Raw genomic sequence first — 17,230 nt, forward strand, 5'->3', positions numbered from 1 at the left:
CCTCAGCGCTTGAAGTGCGGCGGGATTGCCGCGTCCACATTGACCCAGACCGACCGTGCTTCAGTGTAGTCATGCATGGCTTCGAATCCCATCTCGCGGCCATAGCCGGACTGTCCCACGCCGCCGAAGGGGCTGCCGGGATTGACCCGCTTGTAGCAGTTGATCCAGCACATCCCGGCATCGATCGCCTCGGCAAACCTGTGCGCGCGGGACAGGTCGCGCGTCCACAGGCCGCTGCCCAGGCCGTAGTCGGTGGCATTGGCGATGGCCAGCGCTTCGTCGTCGCTGCCAAAGCGCAGCACGGTGACAAACGGACCGAACACTTCTTCCTGTGCCACGCGATCTTGTGGCCTGCCTTCCACGATGGTCGGCTCGACGTAGTAGCCCGCGGACAGCGCGGCATCCGCGGGGGTCTTGCCGCCAGCCAGCACGCGCGCGCCCTGGCCGCGCGCGATATCCACGTAGGACAGCACGCGGTCGCGGTGCTGCGCCGAGGTGAGCGGCCCCATCTCGGTTTCCGGATCGAGCGGATTGCCGAGCCGGATCGAGCCCGCCAGGGCGGTGAAGCGCTCGAGGAACGCATCGGCGATCCGCTCGTGCAGCACCAGCCGCGAGCCCGCGATGCAGGCCTGCCCCTGGTTGTGGAAGATCGCCCACGCCGCGCCGTTGATGGCGGCGTCCAGGTTCGCATCGTCGAAGACGATATTGGCGCCCTTGCCACCCAACTCGAGCTGCACGCGCTTCAGGTTGCCCTGTGATGCCGCCACGATGCCGCGGCCGGTTGCCGTGGAGCCCGTGAAGGCGATCTTGCCCACGCGCGGATGTTCGGCCAGGCGCTGGCCCGCGGTGTGGCCAAAGCCCGGCACCATGTTGACGACGCCATCGGGGAAGCCGACCTCGGCCATCAGTTCGGCAATCCGCAGCGAGGACAGCGGCGTCAGTTCCGAGGGCTTGATGACCACGGTGTTGCCCGCGGCCAGCGCCGGGCCCATCTTCCAGCTGGTGAACATCAATGGGAAATTCCACGGCACGATCTGGCCCACCACGCCAATGGGCTTGCGCTGGACGTAGTTGAGGAACCCTGTCTCCACCGGGATCACGGAGCCCTGCAGCTTGTCGGCCATGCCGCCGAAGTAGCGGAAGCAGGCCGCCGTGCGGGGCACGTCCAATGCGCGCGAGTCGCGGATGGGGTGGCCCGTATCCAGTGACTCCAGTTGTGCGAGTTCCTCGGTGTGCGCCTCGATCCTGTCGGCCAGCTTCAGCAGCAGGCGCCCACGCTCGGCCGCTGGCATGCGTGACCAGGCCGGGAAGGCGCGGGCCGCGGCATCCACCGCAAGATCGACGTCGGCGGCCTGCGCCGCGGCGATGGCCGTGATCACGCTGCCGTCGTGGGGGTTCAGCACGTCGATGGTGCCGCCGTCCCGGGCGTCGACGAAACGGCCGTTGATGAAGAGCTTGTTCTGCATGGTTAGATGATTTCCGTGAGGTCCGAGAAGTCCGTGAGGTTCGTGAGGTCGATTGGGCGGTGGTCAGAACTCGACCGGGTACGGCTTCAGTTCCCCGCTCTCATAGCGGCCGGGCAGGTCCGGCGTGGCGTTTTCCCACACCAGCAGCATCGAGCGCTTCGTCGAGTAGCCCTGGTGGCGGATATCGGCCGGCATGGCGCAGATGTCGCCGGCGCGCATGGTCACGCGGGCGCGCGGCGCGCCGGTGTTCTTGTCGCCGATGTCCCAGACGATCTCGTCGGACAGCTGCAGGAACCACTCCACGCGGTCGTTGCCGTGGAAGACCGGCAGGATGAACTCCTCGGTGGTGGGGCAGAACAGGCTCTGGCCGCAGACCGAAGTCACCGACGGATTCCAGGTCACGTCCGAGCGGGACAGGTACTTGAACAGGCTGAAGGCATGGAGCTGCCCTTCGAAGCCCGGCCTGGCGTGCACCTCCGGTTCGTCCTGCGGCACGTCCAGGAAGGCCCGGTTCACCGGCAGGTCGTCGCGCAGCGGGGAATCGTCCGGCAGGCCCGGCATGCGGCGCGTGGCGATGCGCGAGCGCTCGATGGCCGCAATGTTGTCGCCATGCTTGCGGCCGAATGCCGTACCGGTTTCTTCGGGCGCCGCGAACGGGTCGAAGCCCGCGTTGGTCCAGTCATGCAGCATCGCCTTGAACGTGGCCATGATCAGCGGGGTCTCGAAGGTCTCGGTGTAGTCCACGCCGGCTTCCTTCATCACGCCGTTGAAGGCACCGGCGTAGACATCGACCTTGCCATAGTGGTTGCGCGTGCCGAACACGTGGTCGAAGTTGACCCAGCCATAGAAGAAGCCCCAGGCCACGTCGCGCATCAGCGCGCGCAGGAAGGCGTCGGCGGCGATGGCGTGCGTGCGTACTTGGTCTTTGACCGGCCAGCTCACCTTGACGAAGTATTCGTCGCGGGCAAACGCAAAGGCGCCGAGGTGGAAGCGCTTGTAGCCGGTGACCGGGTCCGGGGCGGTGGCAACGACTTTGTCGGCCGCGAAGGTGGCGGGCTTGATCGGGGTGTCGGGCATGGCCATGTCTGTTCTCCTGTTAGCACTGGTCTGGTGTGGGGGCGGATACCGCATTACTTGATGCAAATCTCCGACCATTTCTCGATCGACAACGCACCGAGGATGGTCTGCACCAGCAGTACACCGGGCTTCAGCGCCGTGAAGCGATAAGCGCAACCCGCAGGCAGCAGGCATTGGTGGCCCTGGCGCAGCACGATGTGGCCCATCGGCTTGCCCGCTGGCTCGGCGCCGGCCAGGACCGTGCCCTTGCCGGACGCCGGCGCTTCGTTCAGCGAGATCAGGTCGACGCGTACTTCACCATCCATCAGCACGGCGAACTCGTCATGGGCGCACGCATACCAGGGCGAAACGCCTTCCGCGCGCAGGGTCTCGATGACGTATTCCAGGTTCTTGCCCACCACCACTTTGTCGAAAGGCGCCGCGTGCGCCGCGACTTCGAAGATGTTGGAAAAGACGTAGTGCCGGGCGGAGCCCTGCGTGACTTCGATGGAACCCTTGCGATACCGGGCGAGGGAGCCAAACACGGTCTGGTGGGCAGTCTGGGCAGTCTGGGCAGTCTGGTGGGTGGCAGTGCTCATGGTGTCTCCTGTCATGGGTGGCGCGCCGCCGGCGGCCGCGGCGGCACGGAATTCGATCGGGACGGCGGGACTCAGTCCAGGTGCAGGCCGATCCTGTGGACGACGGCGCCCCATTTGGTGGCGTCGCTTTCCATCTGCCGTGCCATGGCGGCAGGCACGTCGGGCGCGGGATCGAGATCGTTAGCCTGCAGCTTTTCGCGTACCTCGGGCAGCTTCAGGATGCGGCCGATCTCCTCGTTCATGCGCCGTACGATGGCGTCCGGCGTGCCCTTGGGTGCAAACAGCACCTCGCGGAAGCTCGCGTCATAGCCGGGCATGCCGGCTTCCTCCATCGTCGGCACCTGCGGCGCCATCGCCGAGCGAGTGGAGCCGGATACCGCCAGGCCTACGAGCTTGCCTGCCTTGACATGGGGCGCGACCACCGGGGACGCGAGGAAGCCGCAGGGCACCTGGCCGGCCAGGACGTCCTGCATCGCCGGCGACGGGCCCTTGTAAGGCACGTGGGTCATCTTCAGGCTCGCTTGCGCCAGGTACAGCTCCATGGCCAGGTGTCCGGGCGTGCCGGGGCCGCCGGAGGCGTAGTTGACGCCGGGCTGCCCTGCCTTCGCCTTGCCGCTCAGGTCGGCGAGCGAGCGGATGCCGGACGAGGGGGCGCACACCAGCATCTGGTTAAAGCGCGCCAGCGTGATCACGGGCGTCAGGTCGGTGGGCTTGAAGTTCAGCTTGCGATAGACCGCCGGGTTGACGGTCACGATGGTGTCGGGCCCTTGCAGGAAGGTGTAGCCGTCGGCCGGCGCCTTCGCCACGACATCCGCGCCGATGTTCCCGCCGGCGCCAGGACGGTTCTCCACCACGACGGGCTGCCTGAGCGCCCGGCCGAGCTTGTCCGCAACCAGCCGCGAGGCGGTGTCGCCGGGAGAGCCCGCGGGGAAGGCCACGACGATCCGGACGGGGCGGCTGGGCCAGTCGCCCTGGGCCGAGGTGTGGGGCGCGGCGGCCAGGCACGCAATGGCCAGCGCCAGTCGGTAGGGTTTCATGTTGTCTCCTGATGTCGTTGTGTTTTTGTGTGATGCGATGTGAAGCAGCGGACGGGAAACGGGTCACCATCTGCCGATATGGATGCCCGCGGCGTCTTCCTTGCGGGTCCATCCCGCCATGGCGGCGTGGCTGACAGTGGGGTGGATGCGGCGGTTGCGCAGCCAGTCGAACAGCCGTGCCTGGAAGCGCTCGCGCACGGCGGCGTAGGCCGGGTCGGTGCCGAGATCGACGAATTCGTCCGGGTCGTTGCGCAGGTCGAACAGCTGTGGCGGCAGCCCTTCAAAGTGCACGAACTTCCAGTCGTGGTCCCGCACCATGGTCATGTGGCAGCCGTGTGCGGGGCGGCCGACCGGCTCGCGCACGAAGTCGCGGAAGGCGAAGTCGTTCTCGGAGAACACCGCATCGCGCCAGTCGGACGGCGCCTCGCCGCGCAGCAGCGGTGACAGCGAGCGGCCTTCGACGATGTGGTCGGGAACCGGCACGCCGTACGCGTCGAGAATGGTCGGCACCAGGTCGATGGCTTCCACCAGCCGCGATTCCACCCGGCCGCGCACGGCGTCCTGGCGCGGGTCATAGATGATCAGCGGCACCTTGGCGACGCTGTCGTGGAACAGCTCCTTCTCGCCCAGGTAGTGGTCGCCGAGGTAGTCGCCATGATCGCTGGAGAAGATGATCATGGTGTCGTCGAAGCGGCCGCTGCGTTCCAGGTAGTCAAAGAGCACGCCGAGCTGGTCGTCGATCTGCCTGATCAGGCCCATGTAGGTCGGAATGACCGTGGCGCGCACCGCTGCCTGCGAAAAATTCCGGCTTACCTCGCAATTGCGGAAGCCTTGCAGCACGGGATGCGCATGTTCGATTTCACGCGCGTCCTGCTTCGCGGGCAGCACATCTTCAGGGCCGTACAGGTCATGGTAGGGCGCGGGCGCGACGTAGGGCCAGTGCGGCTTGATGTATGACAGGTGCAGCGTCCACGGACGGTCGGCGTTCTGCTCGATGAAGTCGATGGCGCGGCGCGTCATGTATGGCGTCTCCGAGTCTTCCTCGCGCACGCGCGCCGGCAGGCGGGCATGTCGCAGGTTCCAGCCGGAGAGGATTTCGCCGTTCTCGCCCAGCGCGGAATTGGCGTGGTCGTGCCATGGATTGGCGCCGTCGTAGCCACGCTGGCGCAGGTAGGCGGTGTACTGGTGGGCCTCGTCGGCAAAGCCGGGCGGCCAGATGCCGTCGTCGCGGTCGAACGGCTCGAAACCACCTTCGCCGGCCAACACGCCTTGCGCGCTTTGCGGGTCGATGCCCAGGCGCCCGATGCCGGCGCGGTCGGCCTCCACATGCGTCTTGCCGGCCACCGCGACGCGCACCCCGTGGGGCCGCAGGAAGTCGCCCAGCGTCATCTCGCCAATGGGCATCGGCACGAAATTCCAGACCGCCCCATGGCTCGTCACGTAGCGTCCGGTGTAGTAAGACATGCGCGACGGACCGCACACCGGGCCCTGTACGAAGGCGTTGGTGAAGCGCACGCCGCGGCCCGCAAGGCGGTCGATATTGGGCGTGTGCAGGCGCGGATGCCCGTAGCAGGACAAATAGTCCCAGCGCAACTGGTCGCACATGATCCAAAGCACGTTGCGTACGCACTGCCGTCCCATCTCGGTCTCTCCTGTCGTCACGGATTGCGCGATCGGCGGCTCGCCGATTGCTGCTGCCATGGCCAGAACAGTATTTCCTGCGGCTGGGCTTCTCAAGCTGCTTCTGCTAGAGTTTCACGCAGTGAAACCTGCGGGCAATGGGCGCCGCGGCAAGGAACGGCGATGTGGAATCCCAAGGTCAAGACGGTTACCGCGCTGGATCGCGGTCTGGCGGTACTGGGGGCGGTTCAGGCAAGCGGGGGTGCGAGCCTGCAGGGTCTGCATGAGCTGACCGGCCTGCCCAAGGCGACGCTGCTGCGCATCCTGGTGACGCTGGAGCGCCGGAACCTGATCTGGCGGCGGATTGCCGACGGACATTACTGCCCCGGCACCCAGCCGCCGGCGCGCAGCCGGCAGGCCGGCGTGAATGACCGGCTGGCGCAATATGCCGCGCCGGAACTCGATCGCCTCCAGGCAGAAATCCTGTGGCCCTCGGATCTCGCCATACGGCGCGGGAATGCCATGGTGCTGTGCGAGACGAACCGGGCCGAGTCCTACTTCATGATCCGGCGCGACAACATCGGCTTCCAGGTCAACATGCTGCGCTCGGCGGTGGGGCAGGCCTACCTGGCCTTCTGCACGGACAAGGAACGCGAATCGATCCTGGCGGCACTGCGCCGCAGCCGAAGGGGCGGGGATGCGATGGCGCACGACGCCGAGCGCGTGGCCGCGTTGATTGCCGGCACGCGGCAGCGCGGCTATGGCGTGCGCGACCAGGGCTTCGGTGGCGACTACGACAAGGGGCGCACCGAGGCCAACGACCGCCTGGAAGCACTGGCCGTGCCGGTCATGTCAGCCAGGGGGCGCGTTTATGGTTGCGTCAACATCGTCTGGATCCAGGGCGTGCGCACGCTGGAGCAGATGGTTGGCCAATGCCTCGCACCGCTGCAGCGTACCGCCGCAAGCATCGCGCACAGGATGTCGGCCGACGGCTGACTGGTGTCGTGTCAGGCGAAGCGGCGCGCCCGGCGCGGCTTGCGACGCCCCGCCATGGCTCACGACAAGCTGGCAATCTCGTCCAGCAGCGCGCCTTCCATCGCATGGATCGGCGTTTCCGTGCAGCCGGTATAGAGTTCGACCTGCGCGCAGGCCTGGTGCAGCATCATGCGCGTGCCGTCGATGGTGCGGCAGCCGAGCGCGGTGGCATCGCGGATCAGCTTGCTCCGCACGGGGATGAACGCGGCGTCCATGACTACCAGGTGCGGGGCAAGCTGGCCCGCAACCGGGTTGATATCGGGCGCCCGGAAGCCGGCTGCCGTGGCGTTGGCCAGCAGGTCGAAATCGTCCGCGCGAAAATCCGCGAGCGCGCCGCCAAAGCGCAGTCCGAGCGTATCGGCCAGTTGCTGGCCGCGCGCTTCGGTGCGGTTGAAGACGGTCACCTCGGCCCCGGCCTCGCGCAGGCCATAGGCCATTGCGCGCGCGGCGCCGCCCGCGCCCAGCAGCGCCAGGCGCTTGCCGCGCAGCGCGACCACGTCTTCGAACGCCCGCACCGCGCCGATGCAGTCGGTGTTGTAGCCGGTGAGCACGCCATCGACATGGCTGATGGTATTGACGGCGCCGATGGCGCGGGCGGTTTCGTCGAGGCGGTCCAGGTAGGGGATCACGGCCTGCTTGTGCGGCATCGAGACGTTCATGCCGCGCACGCCGAGCGCGCGGATGGCCTGGACGGCGCCCGGCACGTCCTGCACGCCGAAGCAGACGAAGGTGTAGTCGATCCCCAGCGCGCGGTAGGCGGCATTGTGGATGCGCACGTTGAAGGTGAAGGGCTCGCCCATGATCGAGCCGCACAGCGTGGGAATGGAGCGGGGCATGTCTGTGGTCCGTGGGGAAGGGGGGACTGCGCTAGTTCGCCGCTGGCACGGCGGTGAGGCGGAAGGGCGTGGCGGGTGGTCGTCCGGCCAGCGCATCCAGCAGGTTGCGCGTGGCCAGCGCGGCCATGGCGCGGCGCGTTTCGTGCGTAGCCGAGCCGATGTGCGGCAGTGCCGTGACCAGGGGGTGGCGGCGCAGCGGCGAGTCCTGCGGCAGCGGCTCGGTGGCGAACACATCCAGCGCGGCGGCACGCAGGTGGCCGCTGTCAAGCGCCGCCAGCAATGCCGCCTCCTGCACGATCTGGCCGCGCGCGCCGTTGACGAAGATCGCGCCCGGCTTCATCAGCGCGAATTCGCGAGCGCCCATCAGCCCGCGCGTGCTGTCGGTCAGCGGCAAGGTGACGGCCACGATGTCGGCTTGCGCCAGGGCCTGGTCCAGCGTGGCAGCGGTGGCGCGGCCGGCCAGTTCGGGCACTTCGACAGGCCCTTCGTTGACGTACAGCACGCGCATGCCGAAGCCCAGCGCCGCACGGCGCGCCACGGCCTGGCCGATGCGCCCGAAGCCGAGGATCGCCAGCGTCTTGCCATGGACATCCCAGCCGAAGAGGTCTTCGCCGATATTGCGGGTCCAGCGGCCCTCGCGCACATGGCTGGCGAGCTCGACCAGGCGGCGGCTGGCCGCCATGATGAGCGCAAACACGGTATCGGCCGTGGTTTCGGTGAGCACGCCGGGCGTGTGGCACAGCGCGATGCCGCGCTGGCGCAGGAAGCCGAGGTCATAGTTGTCGACCCCGACCGAGATGCTGGAAATCACTTCGAGCCGGCCGGCGTGCGCCAGCTCGGCCGCACCCAGCCTGATACTGGAGCCGATCATGCCGTGGGCACCGGCCAGGGCCTCGCGGAAAGCCGGCGCCTGCGCCGGCTGGCGCGGGTCGGCGACCACGACATCGTGTTCGGCCTCGATGCCGGCGAGCAGGTCGGGCGGTATCGGACGGAACACCAGAACGTTCTTGCGCATTGTCTGTCCTTGCGGTTGGGGTGTCGGCATCGGCATCGGCATCGGCATCTGCCTCAATAGCCGGCCGTTTCCAGCTGCTGCCGCGTCGGCAGGCCTTCGGTGTCGCCCGGCACCTGCACCGCGCGCGCACCGATCCAGGCGCCGCGCCGTACCGCGTCCACGACCTGGCGGCCTTCCAGCAGTGCACTGATCACGCCCACCGCAAAGCCATCGCCAGCGCCGACGGTATCGACCACGCGCTCGACCTGGCAGGCCGGGATGTGGCCGCGGCCGCCCTCGCCATCGAAATAAGCGCCCTCCGCGCCAAGCTTGACCACCACCAGGCTGGCGCCACGCTCGCGGTAGAAGGCAGCGATCCGCCGTGGGTCGTCGTGCCCGGTCAGGAAGCGGCCTTCCTCGATGCCCGGAAAGACCCAGTCGCAGTGCTGCGCGAGGTCGTTCAGGGTGTCGCGCATCAGCTCGGGCGTCGCCCACAGCGTGGGCCGCAGGTTGGGATCGAAGGAGATCGTGCGCCCGGCGCCCCGCATGCTGGCAATGGCCTTGCGCGTGGCGGCCTGCGTGCCGGCGGCCAGTGCCGGGAACACGCCGGTCACGTGCAGATGCCGGGCGCGGTGCAGCCAGGCTACGTCAAGGTGCTCGGCGCCCATGCGGCTGGCGGCCGAGTCACGGCGGTGGTACTCCACCGGCGGGTCGCCGCCGTCGTCGACCCGGCCCTTGAACTGGAAGCCGGTGCGCTGCCCGGGTTCGCACACCACCTGGCTGCAATCGACGCCCTCGCGTTGCATTTCGGCGAGCAGGTAGCGCGCCATCGAATCGCTGCCCAGGCGGCTGGCCCAGCCCACTTTCAGGCCCAGGCGCGACAGCCCGATCGCGACATTGGTCTCGGCGCCCGCGGTGCGCTTGCGGAAGCTCTCCACATGTTCGAGCGCGCCGGCCTGGTCCGCCACCAGCATCAGCATGGCCTCGCCCAGCGTGACGACGTCAAGATCGTGCGTCATGCGGCCACCTCCGCCGACCGCAGCGTTGCCAGGTGCATGCGCGTGACCTGCACCAGGTCCGCGCCCTGCAGCGGGAATTCGATCGCGCGCGGGGCCTCGGCAGGCAGTCCGCGCAGCACGCTGCGCCACGCCGCTGCCGAGGCCTCGAGCGGCACGGCGATCCACTTGTCCGGCGTGCGCTGCACGCCCTTGCAATGCACATAGCCCACCTGGCCGGCGAGCGCGTGCGCGGCGGCCAGGGGGTCTTCGCCGGTCCAGTGCCAGTTGCCCATGTCGAAGGTCATGGGTACCGCCCGGCCCAGCGCGGCGGTCCTGGCAAAGAAGTCCTGCAGCGGCGGCACCGTGCCGGCACGGCTGGTCTGGTCATTCTCGACCACCAGCTCGATGCCTGGCTGCTGCAGCCACGGCAGCAAGGCGTCCAGCGCCGCGCCGGCGCGATAGCCGCCCAACGACATCTTCACCCGCGCGGCGCCCAGCGCATGGGCCGTGCCGAAGGCGCGGTCGAGCGCGGCGGTGTCCACATCGCCGGCCTCGTCCCAGATCCCTTCGGGGCTCGACCACACCACGGCGAGCCCGTGCGCCTCGGCGACCGCGCGCTGTTCGCGCAGCGCGTCGCTGCCGCCGCGCTGCAGTTCGCCGCGGTACTCCACGCCGTCGGCGCCGGCCGCGGCCGCGATGCGGGCCAGCGCGGCCTGGCCTTCGCGCAGCGCCAGCTCGGCGCCGTAGGCGGTCAGCGAAACCAGGGCTTGCGGCATACCGCCGCGTAGAAGTTGGTTGCGTGGCTGGTTCACTTCAGCGCTCCCGCGGAGAGAAACTGGCGCAGCTCGGGCGTCTGCGGCTGCGCGAACAGGGCCTTGGATGGCCCGGCCTCATGCACCTTGCCCTGGTGCATGAAGATGGTGGTATGCGCCATGCGTCGCGCGAATTCCATTTCATGCGTGACCAGCACCATGGTCATGCCCGAGGCCGCCAGGTTTTCCATCACGCGCAGCACTTCGGCGGTCAGCTCGGGATCCAGCGCCGAAGTGACCTCGTCGAACAGCATGACTTTCGGCTCCATCGCCAGCGAGCGGGCAATGGCCACGCGCTGCTGCTGTCCGCCGGAAAGCTGCTCGGGATAGCAATCCTTCTTTTCCAGCAGGCCGACCTGCTCCAGCACCTGGTCGACGATCGCAGCGATCCTGCCCGCAGCAAGCTTGCGCACGATGCGCGGGGCCAGCGCGATGTTCTCCCCCACGGTCAGGTGCGGGAACAGGTTATAGCTCTGGAACACCATGCCCACGTCGCGGCGCAGGTCGAGCAGCTGCTTGCGCTCGTGGTCGAGCTTGTGGCCCGCTACCGTGATGTCGCCGGCATTGATCACCTCGAGACCGTTCAGGCAGCGCAGCATGGTGCTCTTGCCGGAGCCGCTGCGGCCGATGATGGCCACCACCTGGCCAGGCTCGATGGCAAACGACACACCCTTCAGGACAGCATTGGGGCCGTAGGATTTGTGCACGTCGCGTGCTTCAACGATAGGCATGGAGCCTCCTTTCCAGGCGCCTGGCCGCCGCCGACAGCGGGAAGCAGAGCGCAAAGTAAATCAGGGCGACCAGCACGAACACCGCAAAGGGCTGGAAGGTCGCGTTATTGATCAGCTGGCCGGCGCGGGTCAGTTCGACCACGCCGATGATCGAGGTGATGGAAGTGTTCTTCACCAGCTGGACCGAGAAGCCGACCGTGGGCGGCAGGGCAAGGCGCACCGCCTGGGGCAGCACCACGTGGCGCAGTTGCTGCCAGCGCGTCATCGCAAGCGCCTCGCTGGCTTCCCACTGGCCCTGCGGCACCGCCTCGATGCAGCCGCGCCATATTTCGCCCAGGTAGGCGCTGGCGTAGACCGACATGGCCAGCATCGCCGCGACCATGGGCGAGAGCTTGAGGCCGAGCACGGACAGGCCGTAGTAGCTCAGGAACAGCACGATCAGCACCGGCGTGCCCTGCACGACCTGGATGTAGGCGAGGCTGGCATGGCGCAGCAGCGCGCTGCGCGAAGTGCGGGCCAGCGCGACCAGGAAGCCCGCCAGCGTGCCGCCCACGAAAGCGAGCAGCGTCACCCACAGGGTCCAGCGCGCCGCCAGCAGCAGGATGCCGAGATGGTTCCAGGAGAGTTCGGTGATCATTGCGCGCTCCCGGTGGCAGGCTGGGCCAGGGCGGTCCTGGAGCGCGCCTGTGCGTTGGATGGGGCGCTGGCGCGCGTGCGCTTCTTCGCGGCGGCCACCGCGCGGCGGCGCCGGAACACGGCGTTGCCGAGCAGGGCGAACAGCGCGCGCAGCAGCAGGGCCAGCCCGATGTAGAGGCCCATCACCAGGATGTAGCTCTCGAAGGTGCGGAAGGTCTGCGAATCGACCTGGCTGGCCACCGCGGTCAGCTCCTCGACCGAGATGGTCGACACCACGCTCGACGTGAGCATCATCAGCGTGAACTGGCTGGTCAGCGCCGGGTAGACTTTCTCGAAAGCCGGTACCAGTGCCACGTGGCGGATCCACTGCCAGCGCGTCATGCCCAGCGCCAGCGCGGCTTCGATCTGCGAGCGGTGCACGGCCTGCAGGCCGGCGCGGATGATCTCCGTTGAATAGGCACCCAGGTTGATGGTCATGGCGACCAGCGCGGCGCTGAGCGCATCGACCTGCAAGCCAACCGTGGGCAGGCCGAAGAAGATGATGAAGAGCTGCACCAGGAAGGGGGTATTGCGGATGGCCTCCACATAGGCCGTGACGCAGCGGCGAGCCCACGGTCCGCCGTAGGCGGCGGCGATGGCGCAGGCGGTGCCGGCCAGGGTGCCCAGCGCGATCGCGCCCAGGCTCAGGCCAAGCGTCATCGCGGCGCCTTCGGCGAAACGGTCTGCCTGCGACAGCACCGCGGTCCATTCAAACTGATAGTTCATGCGAGTCTCCTGGCGCGCCGGCGGCTGGCCGGCGCGGCATGGGGGCTGGAGTTTCAGAACACTTGCAGCGCCGGCAGCGGCTTGCCCGTCCACTTCTGGGCGACGGCGTCGAGCTCGCCGTTGAGCTTGATGTAGGCGATGGTGGTGTTGAGCCACTGGCGCAGCTCGTAGGCGTCCTTGCGCACGGCCATGGAATTGGGCTGCACGGAGAAGGCGAACTTCGCGTCGAACTTGCCGGCGCCGCGCGCCTTCAGGATCTCGTTGCCGGTGGTGCTGGGCAGTGCGATGGCTTCGACCTGGTTGCTGATCAGGGCCTGGGCGCAGGTCGCGTCATCCTCGAAGCGGACGATCTGCATGCCGGGCACCGCCAGCCGCGTCAGCGCGGAATCCTGCGTGGTGCCGCGCGTCACGCCCACCTTCTTCTTGCCGAGCTCGGCCAGCCTGGCGTACTTGGCCGTGGCTGGCGCGAAGATGGTCAGCTCGAACGCGCTGTAAGGCGCGCTGAACATGATCGCGCGGGCGCGCTCGGGGGTGGGCGCCAGCGTGGCCACCAGGAAATCCACCTTGCCGGATTCCAGCGCCGGGATGCGGCTGGGCGAAGTCAGCGGCACGATGTCGACCGGCACGCCCAGGTACTTGCCCAGCAGGTTGGCAACGTCCACGTCGTAGCCGGCGGGCTTGCCGGACGCGTCGGTGATGCCGAAGGGCGGCGCGCCGGACACCACGCCAATCGTGACCTTGCCTTTCTTGACGATCTCGGAAACGGTCTGCGCGTGGACGCCGGCGGCGCTCGCGAGCACCATCAGCGGCAGCAGGAACCTGGCCAGCCGGCGCAGGGTTGGCAGAAGGCGGTGGTGGGTCATGGGTTGTCTCCAGGTGGGGGGTTGCGCAGGTCGCGGTGAGCGCCTGCAACTGTCTGAAACCGGTTTCAGGATTATAGGAAACCGGTTTCAGTTCTCCACCAGTGGAAACCCCTAAGGCGATAAATCAGGTGTCAAAGTGCGGCGCGCGACGCGCTTTGCAGCGGGGCCGCAGGGGAAGGTGCCGGCGCGCGCACGTCACGCGCGCCTTGCTGGAGCGGGCGGCGTCAGCCGCGCCGGGTCGAACCGCGGACCACCAGCGTGCCGGGCAGCAGCACCTGGCGCGGCGGCAGCTGCGTGCCGTGCAGCCGCTCGATCAGGCAGTTCGTGGCGACGCGGCCGATATCGTCGGTCGGCTGCGAAATCGTGCTCAGGCCCGGGCCGACCAGGGCGGCCCATTCGGGATCGTCAAAGCCGATCAGGCCAAGGTCGGTGCCCAGTTGCCAGCCCAGCCGCGCCGCCGCCGCCGCGACCCGGAGCGAGATCACCGCATTGCCGGCCAGCACTGCGGCGGGCGCCGTGCCCGCGCGCTGGCGCAGCGCGCGCAGGGCCTGGTCCAGGCCTGCTTCGTCGCCGGCCTGCGACTGGAAGACTTCGCCGGCCAACGCCTCGCCATGGGTCGCGATGAAGTCCTGGAACGCCTGGGAGCGTTCGATGCGCGAGCTGATGGCCCGGACCGGTTCGGTGACGAAGAGCACGTGCCCATAGCCGGCCTCGACCAGGTGGTCCGCCGCGGCGTCCAGGGCACTGTGGTTGTCCAGCGCGACCAGATCGGCCTGCGCGTCTCCGATCTTGCGGTCGACCAGCACGACGGGTTTGCCCAACCGTGCCGCGTCCGCCAGCGCACCCGCGTCGTGGCCGAGCGTGTGCAGGATGAACCCTTCCACCCGGTAGGCCGACAGGGAGCGGATGGCCTCGCGCTCGAGCTGCTCGTCGTTGCCGAGGTTGAACAGCATCACCATGTAGCCCGCCTCGCGGCAGGCTTTTTCGACGCCGCGCAGCACCGCCACGGAGAACGAATTGGTCACGTCGGCCACCACCAGCCCGATCAGCCGCGACTTGCCACGCTTGAGCGCCTGCGCCATCGGACTCGGGCTATAGCCGAGCTCCCGGACCGCCGCCGCGACGCGCGCCTCGACATCCGCGGACAATTGCTCGCCGCCCCGGTTGAGGTAACGCGAGACGGTTGCCTTGGAAACGCCGGCATAATCGGCGACATCCTGGATCGTGAGCTTGTCTGCCGGCTTTACGGTAATCGCGGCATTCGGCTTGGCGGCGGGAGATGGCATGTACGGGGGCGCAGGGCTGAAACCAGTTTCAGTATGCGATTATGCCGTCCGAAGGCGCCGTCGCGCCAGCCGTCTGCCAATTCTGCGTGGCATGGCCGAAGATGCGGACGTTCAAAACGGGCATTGGCTGACATCACGCGGCGCTGGATGGGATTGGCATGACGCGCATGGGTGCTCCCATTGCGCTACCACAGCGCTCCCACAGCGCTCCCACAGCGCTCCCACAGCGCTCCCACAGCGCTCACGAAGCCGCCAGGGCTCGCCTGCTGGCCCGGCCGTGCCACACCAGCAGGAATCCGGCCGCGGCCAGCAGGCCGCCGGCAACTGGCACGGCGCGATAGCCGAGTCCCATGCTGATGACCCCGCCACCCAGCGCGGCGCCGAGGGCATTGCCGAGATTGAAGGCACCGACGTTGATCGACGAGGCCAGCCCCGGCGCTTCCGCAGCGGCTTCCATCACCCGCATCTGCACCGGCGGCACGACGGCGAAGGTCGCGGCTCCCCAGGCCAACAGTCCAAGTGCCGCGGTGACATGATGGGAGAGGGCGAATGGGAGCGCCAGCCAGAGCGCGACGATGGCGGCCAGCCCGAGCACGGCGGTACCGGCGAACGCGAGGCGCCAGCCGACCTGCTGTCCGATCCAGGTTGCCGCCGGCACGCCACCAATGTTGGCGATGGTCAGTCCCATGAACATCGTGGCCACGGCGCTGGCCTGCTTGTCCTTCGGCACCACGCTCGCGGCGACCACGGCACCGAGGCCGAAGAAGGCGCCGTGGTTCAGGCTGGTGACCAGGCGCGACGCAAGCAGCGTCGCATATCCCGGCGCGAGCGCCGACAGCAGGTTGCCTACGGTGAAGATTGCCATCAGCGCCATCAGTGCGGCACGCTTGCCGAACCGGCTGAACAGCATCGTCATCACCGGCGCGCCGACCATCACGCCAACCGCATACGCGGTGATGAGCATCCCCGCCGTCGGGATGCTGACGTCGACGCCTTCGGCGATCACGGGCAGCAACCCCATCGGCGCGAACTCGGTGGTACCGATTCCGAAGGCGCCGATGGCGAGCGCAAGCAGTGCGGTATTGGATTTCATGGGGGCGGATCCTTCAGGATGACATCGACCAAGAGGGTTTGCGTGCGAGGCCAGCGGCGACCGATACGCCGGTAACGCCACTGGCGCACGAGACGAACAAGTTCAGGCCGCGGCCCTGCCGTCGTAGGCGGGATAGTCCGTGTAGCCCTCGGCGCCGCCGCCGTAGTGGAGCGAACGGATGGACGTGGCCAGGGGCCAGTCGTTCTCAAGGCGAGCGACCAGGTCGGGGTTGGCAATGAACGGCTCGCCGAATGCCGCGATGTCGATGAGACCGTCGGCGATGAGATCCTCGGCGCGTGCGCGCGTCATGCCTCCGGCCAGGATCAGCACGCCCGTGAATCGACGGCGGAATTTTTCAAGGAAATCACTTGGCGTGGCCGAACTGCCGCGCGTGCTCTGGTCCATCAGGTGGACGTAGGCGATGTTCCGCCTGGAGAGTTCATCGGCGAGATAGAGATACGTGTCTTCGAGCTCAGGGTACGCGGCCATGTCGCCGAGGCCGCCATAGGGAGACAAGCGGATGGCCGTGCGTTGCGCACCGATCCGCGCCGCGACCGCATCGATGGCTGCCAAGGCGAAACGGGTGCGGCTCTCCAGGGTGTTGCCGCGGAATTCATCGGTGCGATCGTTCACCGCCGGGTTCAGGAACTGCTCGATCAGGTAGCCATTGGCGCCGTGCAGCTCGACGCCGTCGAATCCAGCCTGCATCGCATTGGCGGCGGCCTCGGCAAAATCGGCGATCACGCCATAGACCTCGCCTGTCGTCAGTGCGCGAGGCTCGGACACATCGACCGCCCCCGGCGTGCCGTCGGCGGTATAACCCCAGGCCTTGGTGTCTTTCGCGGTCTGGCCGGTTGCACTGACGGGCTGAATGCCACCGGGCTGGATCGAAACATGGCTCACGCGGCCGACATGCCAGAGCTGGGTGAAGATCGTACCGCGCTTCGCGTGGACGGCGTCCGTGACCTTGCGCCAGCCTTCCACCTGTTGCGGGGTGTAGAGGCCGGGGTTGAACAGGAAGCCCTGTGCGCTGGGAGAGATCACCGTACCTTCGGTCACGATCAGGCCGGCGTCGGCGCGTTGGCTGTAGTAGAGCGCGTTGAGATCGTTCGGAACACCATCCGGGTTCCGGGAACGGGTCAGCGGCGCCATGGCGATCCGGTTGGCGAGCTGGCGCTCGCCCAGGCTAAAGGGCTTGAACAGTAGACTCATTTGTGGACCTTGATGAGGAAGGGGGGGCGGCCACGGGGTCGCGTGGCCGCGGGCACAGGGAGTTCTTCGACGGATCGCAGTTTGCGCGATTTATATTTGTTGATTAAGCCTTGTATGGGTCAAATATTTTTGATTTCAGATCAAAGATATGGACCTGGCATGCTGAGGCGGCAGAGGAGACGTCCGATGGG

Annotated in this window: 17 protein-coding genes; 1 reads left to right on the plus strand and 16 read right to left on the minus strand. The window is 67.8% G+C overall.

The genetic code is table 11. From position 1 onward, the window contains the following. Positions 1 to 2 precede the first annotated feature (2 nt). The 5 genes from J8I34_RS15135 to J8I34_RS15155 form a co-directional block, all read right to left on the minus strand. Positions 3 to 1,466 (minus strand): aldehyde dehydrogenase family protein, encoded by a 1,464-nt coding sequence (locus J8I34_RS15135; protein WP_029048659.1) that lies wholly within the window; start codon positions 1,464 to 1,466, stop codon positions 3 to 5. A gap of 63 nt (positions 1,467 to 1,529) precedes the next feature. Continuing rightward, on the minus strand, positions 1,530 to 2,549 hold the full coding sequence (locus J8I34_RS15140; RefSeq protein WP_029048658.1) for a hydroxyquinol 1,2-dioxygenase: 1,020 nt from the start codon (positions 2,547 to 2,549) through the stop codon (positions 1,530 to 1,532). 47 nt (positions 2,550 to 2,596) lie between these two features. Continuing rightward, positions 2,597 to 3,121 (minus strand): cupin domain-containing protein, encoded by a 525-nt coding sequence (locus J8I34_RS15145; RefSeq protein ID WP_209773550.1) that lies wholly within the window; start codon positions 3,119 to 3,121, stop codon positions 2,597 to 2,599. 71 nt (positions 3,122 to 3,192) lie between these two features. Beyond that, entirely contained in the window at positions 3,193 to 4,158 is a 966-nt protein-coding gene (locus J8I34_RS15150; RefSeq protein WP_209773552.1) for a Bug family tripartite tricarboxylate transporter substrate binding protein, read from the minus strand. A gap of 63 nt (positions 4,159 to 4,221) precedes the next feature. After that, positions 4,222 to 5,799: an alkaline phosphatase family protein gene (locus J8I34_RS15155; RefSeq protein ID WP_029048655.1), complete on the minus strand. Its 1,578-nt coding sequence runs from the start codon at positions 5,797 to 5,799 to the stop codon at positions 4,222 to 4,224. Between the two features lie 162 nt (positions 5,800 to 5,961). On the opposite strand from J8I34_RS15155, the gene J8I34_RS15160 reads away from it, so the two are divergent. Beyond that, a complete protein-coding gene (locus J8I34_RS15160) occupies positions 5,962 to 6,774 on the plus strand; it encodes an IclR family transcriptional regulator domain-containing protein (RefSeq protein WP_209773554.1) in 813 nt (270 codons plus the stop codon). Positions 6,775 to 6,833: 59 nt separating this feature from the next. On the opposite strand, the gene J8I34_RS15165 is transcribed toward J8I34_RS15160, so the two are convergent. The 11 genes from J8I34_RS15165 to J8I34_RS15215 form a co-directional block, all read right to left on the minus strand. Continuing rightward, entirely contained in the window at positions 6,834 to 7,649 is an 816-nt protein-coding gene (locus J8I34_RS15165; RefSeq protein WP_209773557.1) for a shikimate dehydrogenase family protein, read from the minus strand. A gap of 31 nt (positions 7,650 to 7,680) precedes the next feature. After that, positions 7,681 to 8,664, minus strand: coding sequence for a 2-hydroxyacid dehydrogenase (locus J8I34_RS15170; RefSeq protein ID WP_209773559.1), 984 nt, complete (start codon positions 8,662 to 8,664; stop codon positions 7,681 to 7,683). A 53-nt stretch (positions 8,665 to 8,717) separates the two neighbouring features. Continuing rightward, the gene (locus J8I34_RS15175) at positions 8,718 to 9,662 is read right to left on the minus strand and encodes a sugar kinase (protein ID WP_209806362.1); all 945 of its coding nucleotides are present in this window, start codon (positions 9,660 to 9,662) and stop codon (positions 8,718 to 8,720) included. Further along, positions 9,659 to 10,417: a sugar phosphate isomerase/epimerase family protein gene (locus J8I34_RS15180; RefSeq protein WP_029048650.1), complete on the minus strand. Its 759-nt coding sequence runs from the start codon at positions 10,415 to 10,417 to the stop codon at positions 9,659 to 9,661. The genes J8I34_RS15175 and J8I34_RS15180 overlap by 4 nt, the downstream gene beginning before the upstream one ends. A 32-nt stretch (positions 10,418 to 10,449) precedes the next feature. After that, positions 10,450 to 11,184, minus strand: coding sequence for an amino acid ABC transporter ATP-binding protein (locus tag J8I34_RS15185; protein WP_209773563.1), 735 nt, complete (start codon positions 11,182 to 11,184; stop codon positions 10,450 to 10,452). Beyond that, positions 11,171 to 11,821 (minus strand): amino acid ABC transporter permease, encoded by a 651-nt coding sequence (locus J8I34_RS15190; protein ID WP_209773565.1) that lies wholly within the window; start codon positions 11,819 to 11,821, stop codon positions 11,171 to 11,173. Before J8I34_RS15190 ends, J8I34_RS15185 begins: the two co-directional genes overlap by 14 nt. Further along, positions 11,818 to 12,585, minus strand: coding sequence for an amino acid ABC transporter permease (locus tag J8I34_RS15195; RefSeq protein ID WP_029048647.1), 768 nt, complete (start codon positions 12,583 to 12,585; stop codon positions 11,818 to 11,820). Before J8I34_RS15195 ends, J8I34_RS15190 begins: the two co-directional genes overlap by 4 nt. Before the next feature lie 53 nt (positions 12,586 to 12,638). Further along, positions 12,639 to 13,448: a transporter substrate-binding domain-containing protein gene (locus J8I34_RS15200; protein WP_029048646.1), complete on the minus strand. Its 810-nt coding sequence runs from the start codon at positions 13,446 to 13,448 to the stop codon at positions 12,639 to 12,641. A 224-nt stretch (positions 13,449 to 13,672) separates the two neighbouring features. Then, on the minus strand, positions 13,673 to 14,734 hold the full coding sequence (locus J8I34_RS15205; protein WP_209773567.1) for a LacI family DNA-binding transcriptional regulator: 1,062 nt from the start codon (positions 14,732 to 14,734) through the stop codon (positions 13,673 to 13,675). Between the two features lie 241 nt (positions 14,735 to 14,975). Continuing rightward, entirely contained in the window at positions 14,976 to 15,827 is an 852-nt protein-coding gene (locus J8I34_RS15210) for an MFS transporter (RefSeq protein ID WP_209773569.1), read from the minus strand. A gap of 102 nt (positions 15,828 to 15,929) precedes the next feature. Next, entirely contained in the window at positions 15,930 to 17,039 is a 1,110-nt protein-coding gene (locus tag J8I34_RS15215; RefSeq protein WP_209806363.1) for an alkene reductase, read from the minus strand. Positions 17,040 to 17,230: the final 191 nt, after the last annotated feature.

It is taken from the genome of Cupriavidus phytohabitans (genome assembly GCF_017815025.1).
In the GTDB taxonomy this organism is placed as follows: Bacteria; Pseudomonadota; Gammaproteobacteria; order Burkholderiales; family Burkholderiaceae; genus Cupriavidus.

Coding starts and splice junctions, on each gene's coding strand:
- J8I34_RS15135 (WP_029048659.1), bottom strand. CDS start 1,466: ATGCAGAACAAGCTCTTCATCAACGGCCGTTTCGTCGACGCCCGGGAC.
- J8I34_RS15140 (WP_029048658.1), bottom strand. CDS start 2,549: ATGGCCATGCCCGACACCCCGATCAAGCCCGCCACCTTCGCGGCCGAC.
- J8I34_RS15145 (WP_209773550.1), bottom strand. CDS start 3,121: ATGAGCACTGCCACCCACCAGACTGCCCAGACTGCCCAGACTGCCCAC.
- J8I34_RS15150 (WP_209773552.1), bottom strand. CDS start 4,158: ATGAAACCCTACCGACTGGCGCTGGCCATTGCGTGCCTGGCCGCCGCG.
- J8I34_RS15155 (WP_029048655.1), bottom strand. CDS start 5,799: ATGGGACGGCAGTGCGTACGCAACGTGCTTTGGATCATGTGCGACCAG.
- J8I34_RS15160 (WP_209773554.1), top strand. CDS start 5,962: ATGTGGAATCCCAAGGTCAAGACGGTTACCGCGCTGGATCGCGGTCTG.
- J8I34_RS15165 (WP_209773557.1), bottom strand. CDS start 7,649: ATGCCCCGCTCCATTCCCACGCTGTGCGGCTCGATCATGGGCGAGCCC.
- J8I34_RS15170 (WP_209773559.1), bottom strand. CDS start 8,664: ATGCGCAAGAACGTTCTGGTGTTCCGTCCGATACCGCCCGACCTGCTC.
- J8I34_RS15175 (WP_209806362.1), bottom strand. CDS start 9,662: ATGACGCACGATCTTGACGTCGTCACGCTGGGCGAGGCCATGCTGATG.
- J8I34_RS15180 (WP_029048650.1), bottom strand. CDS start 10,417: ATGCCGCAAGCCCTGGTTTCGCTGACCGCCTACGGCGCCGAGCTGGCG.
- J8I34_RS15185 (WP_209773563.1), bottom strand. CDS start 11,184: ATGCCTATCGTTGAAGCACGCGACGTGCACAAATCCTACGGCCCCAAT.
- J8I34_RS15190 (WP_209773565.1), bottom strand. CDS start 11,821: ATGATCACCGAACTCTCCTGGAACCATCTCGGCATCCTGCTGCTGGCG.
- J8I34_RS15195 (WP_029048647.1), bottom strand. CDS start 12,585: ATGAACTATCAGTTTGAATGGACCGCGGTGCTGTCGCAGGCAGACCGT.
- J8I34_RS15200 (WP_029048646.1), bottom strand. CDS start 13,448: ATGACCCACCACCGCCTTCTGCCAACCCTGCGCCGGCTGGCCAGGTTC.
- J8I34_RS15205 (WP_209773567.1), bottom strand. CDS start 14,734: ATGCCATCTCCCGCCGCCAAGCCGAATGCCGCGATTACCGTAAAGCCG.
- J8I34_RS15210 (WP_209773569.1), bottom strand. CDS start 15,827: ATGAAATCCAATACCGCACTGCTTGCGCTCGCCATCGGCGCCTTCGGA.
- J8I34_RS15215 (WP_209806363.1), bottom strand. CDS start 17,039: ATGAGTCTACTGTTCAAGCCCTTTAGCCTGGGCGAGCGCCAGCTCGCC.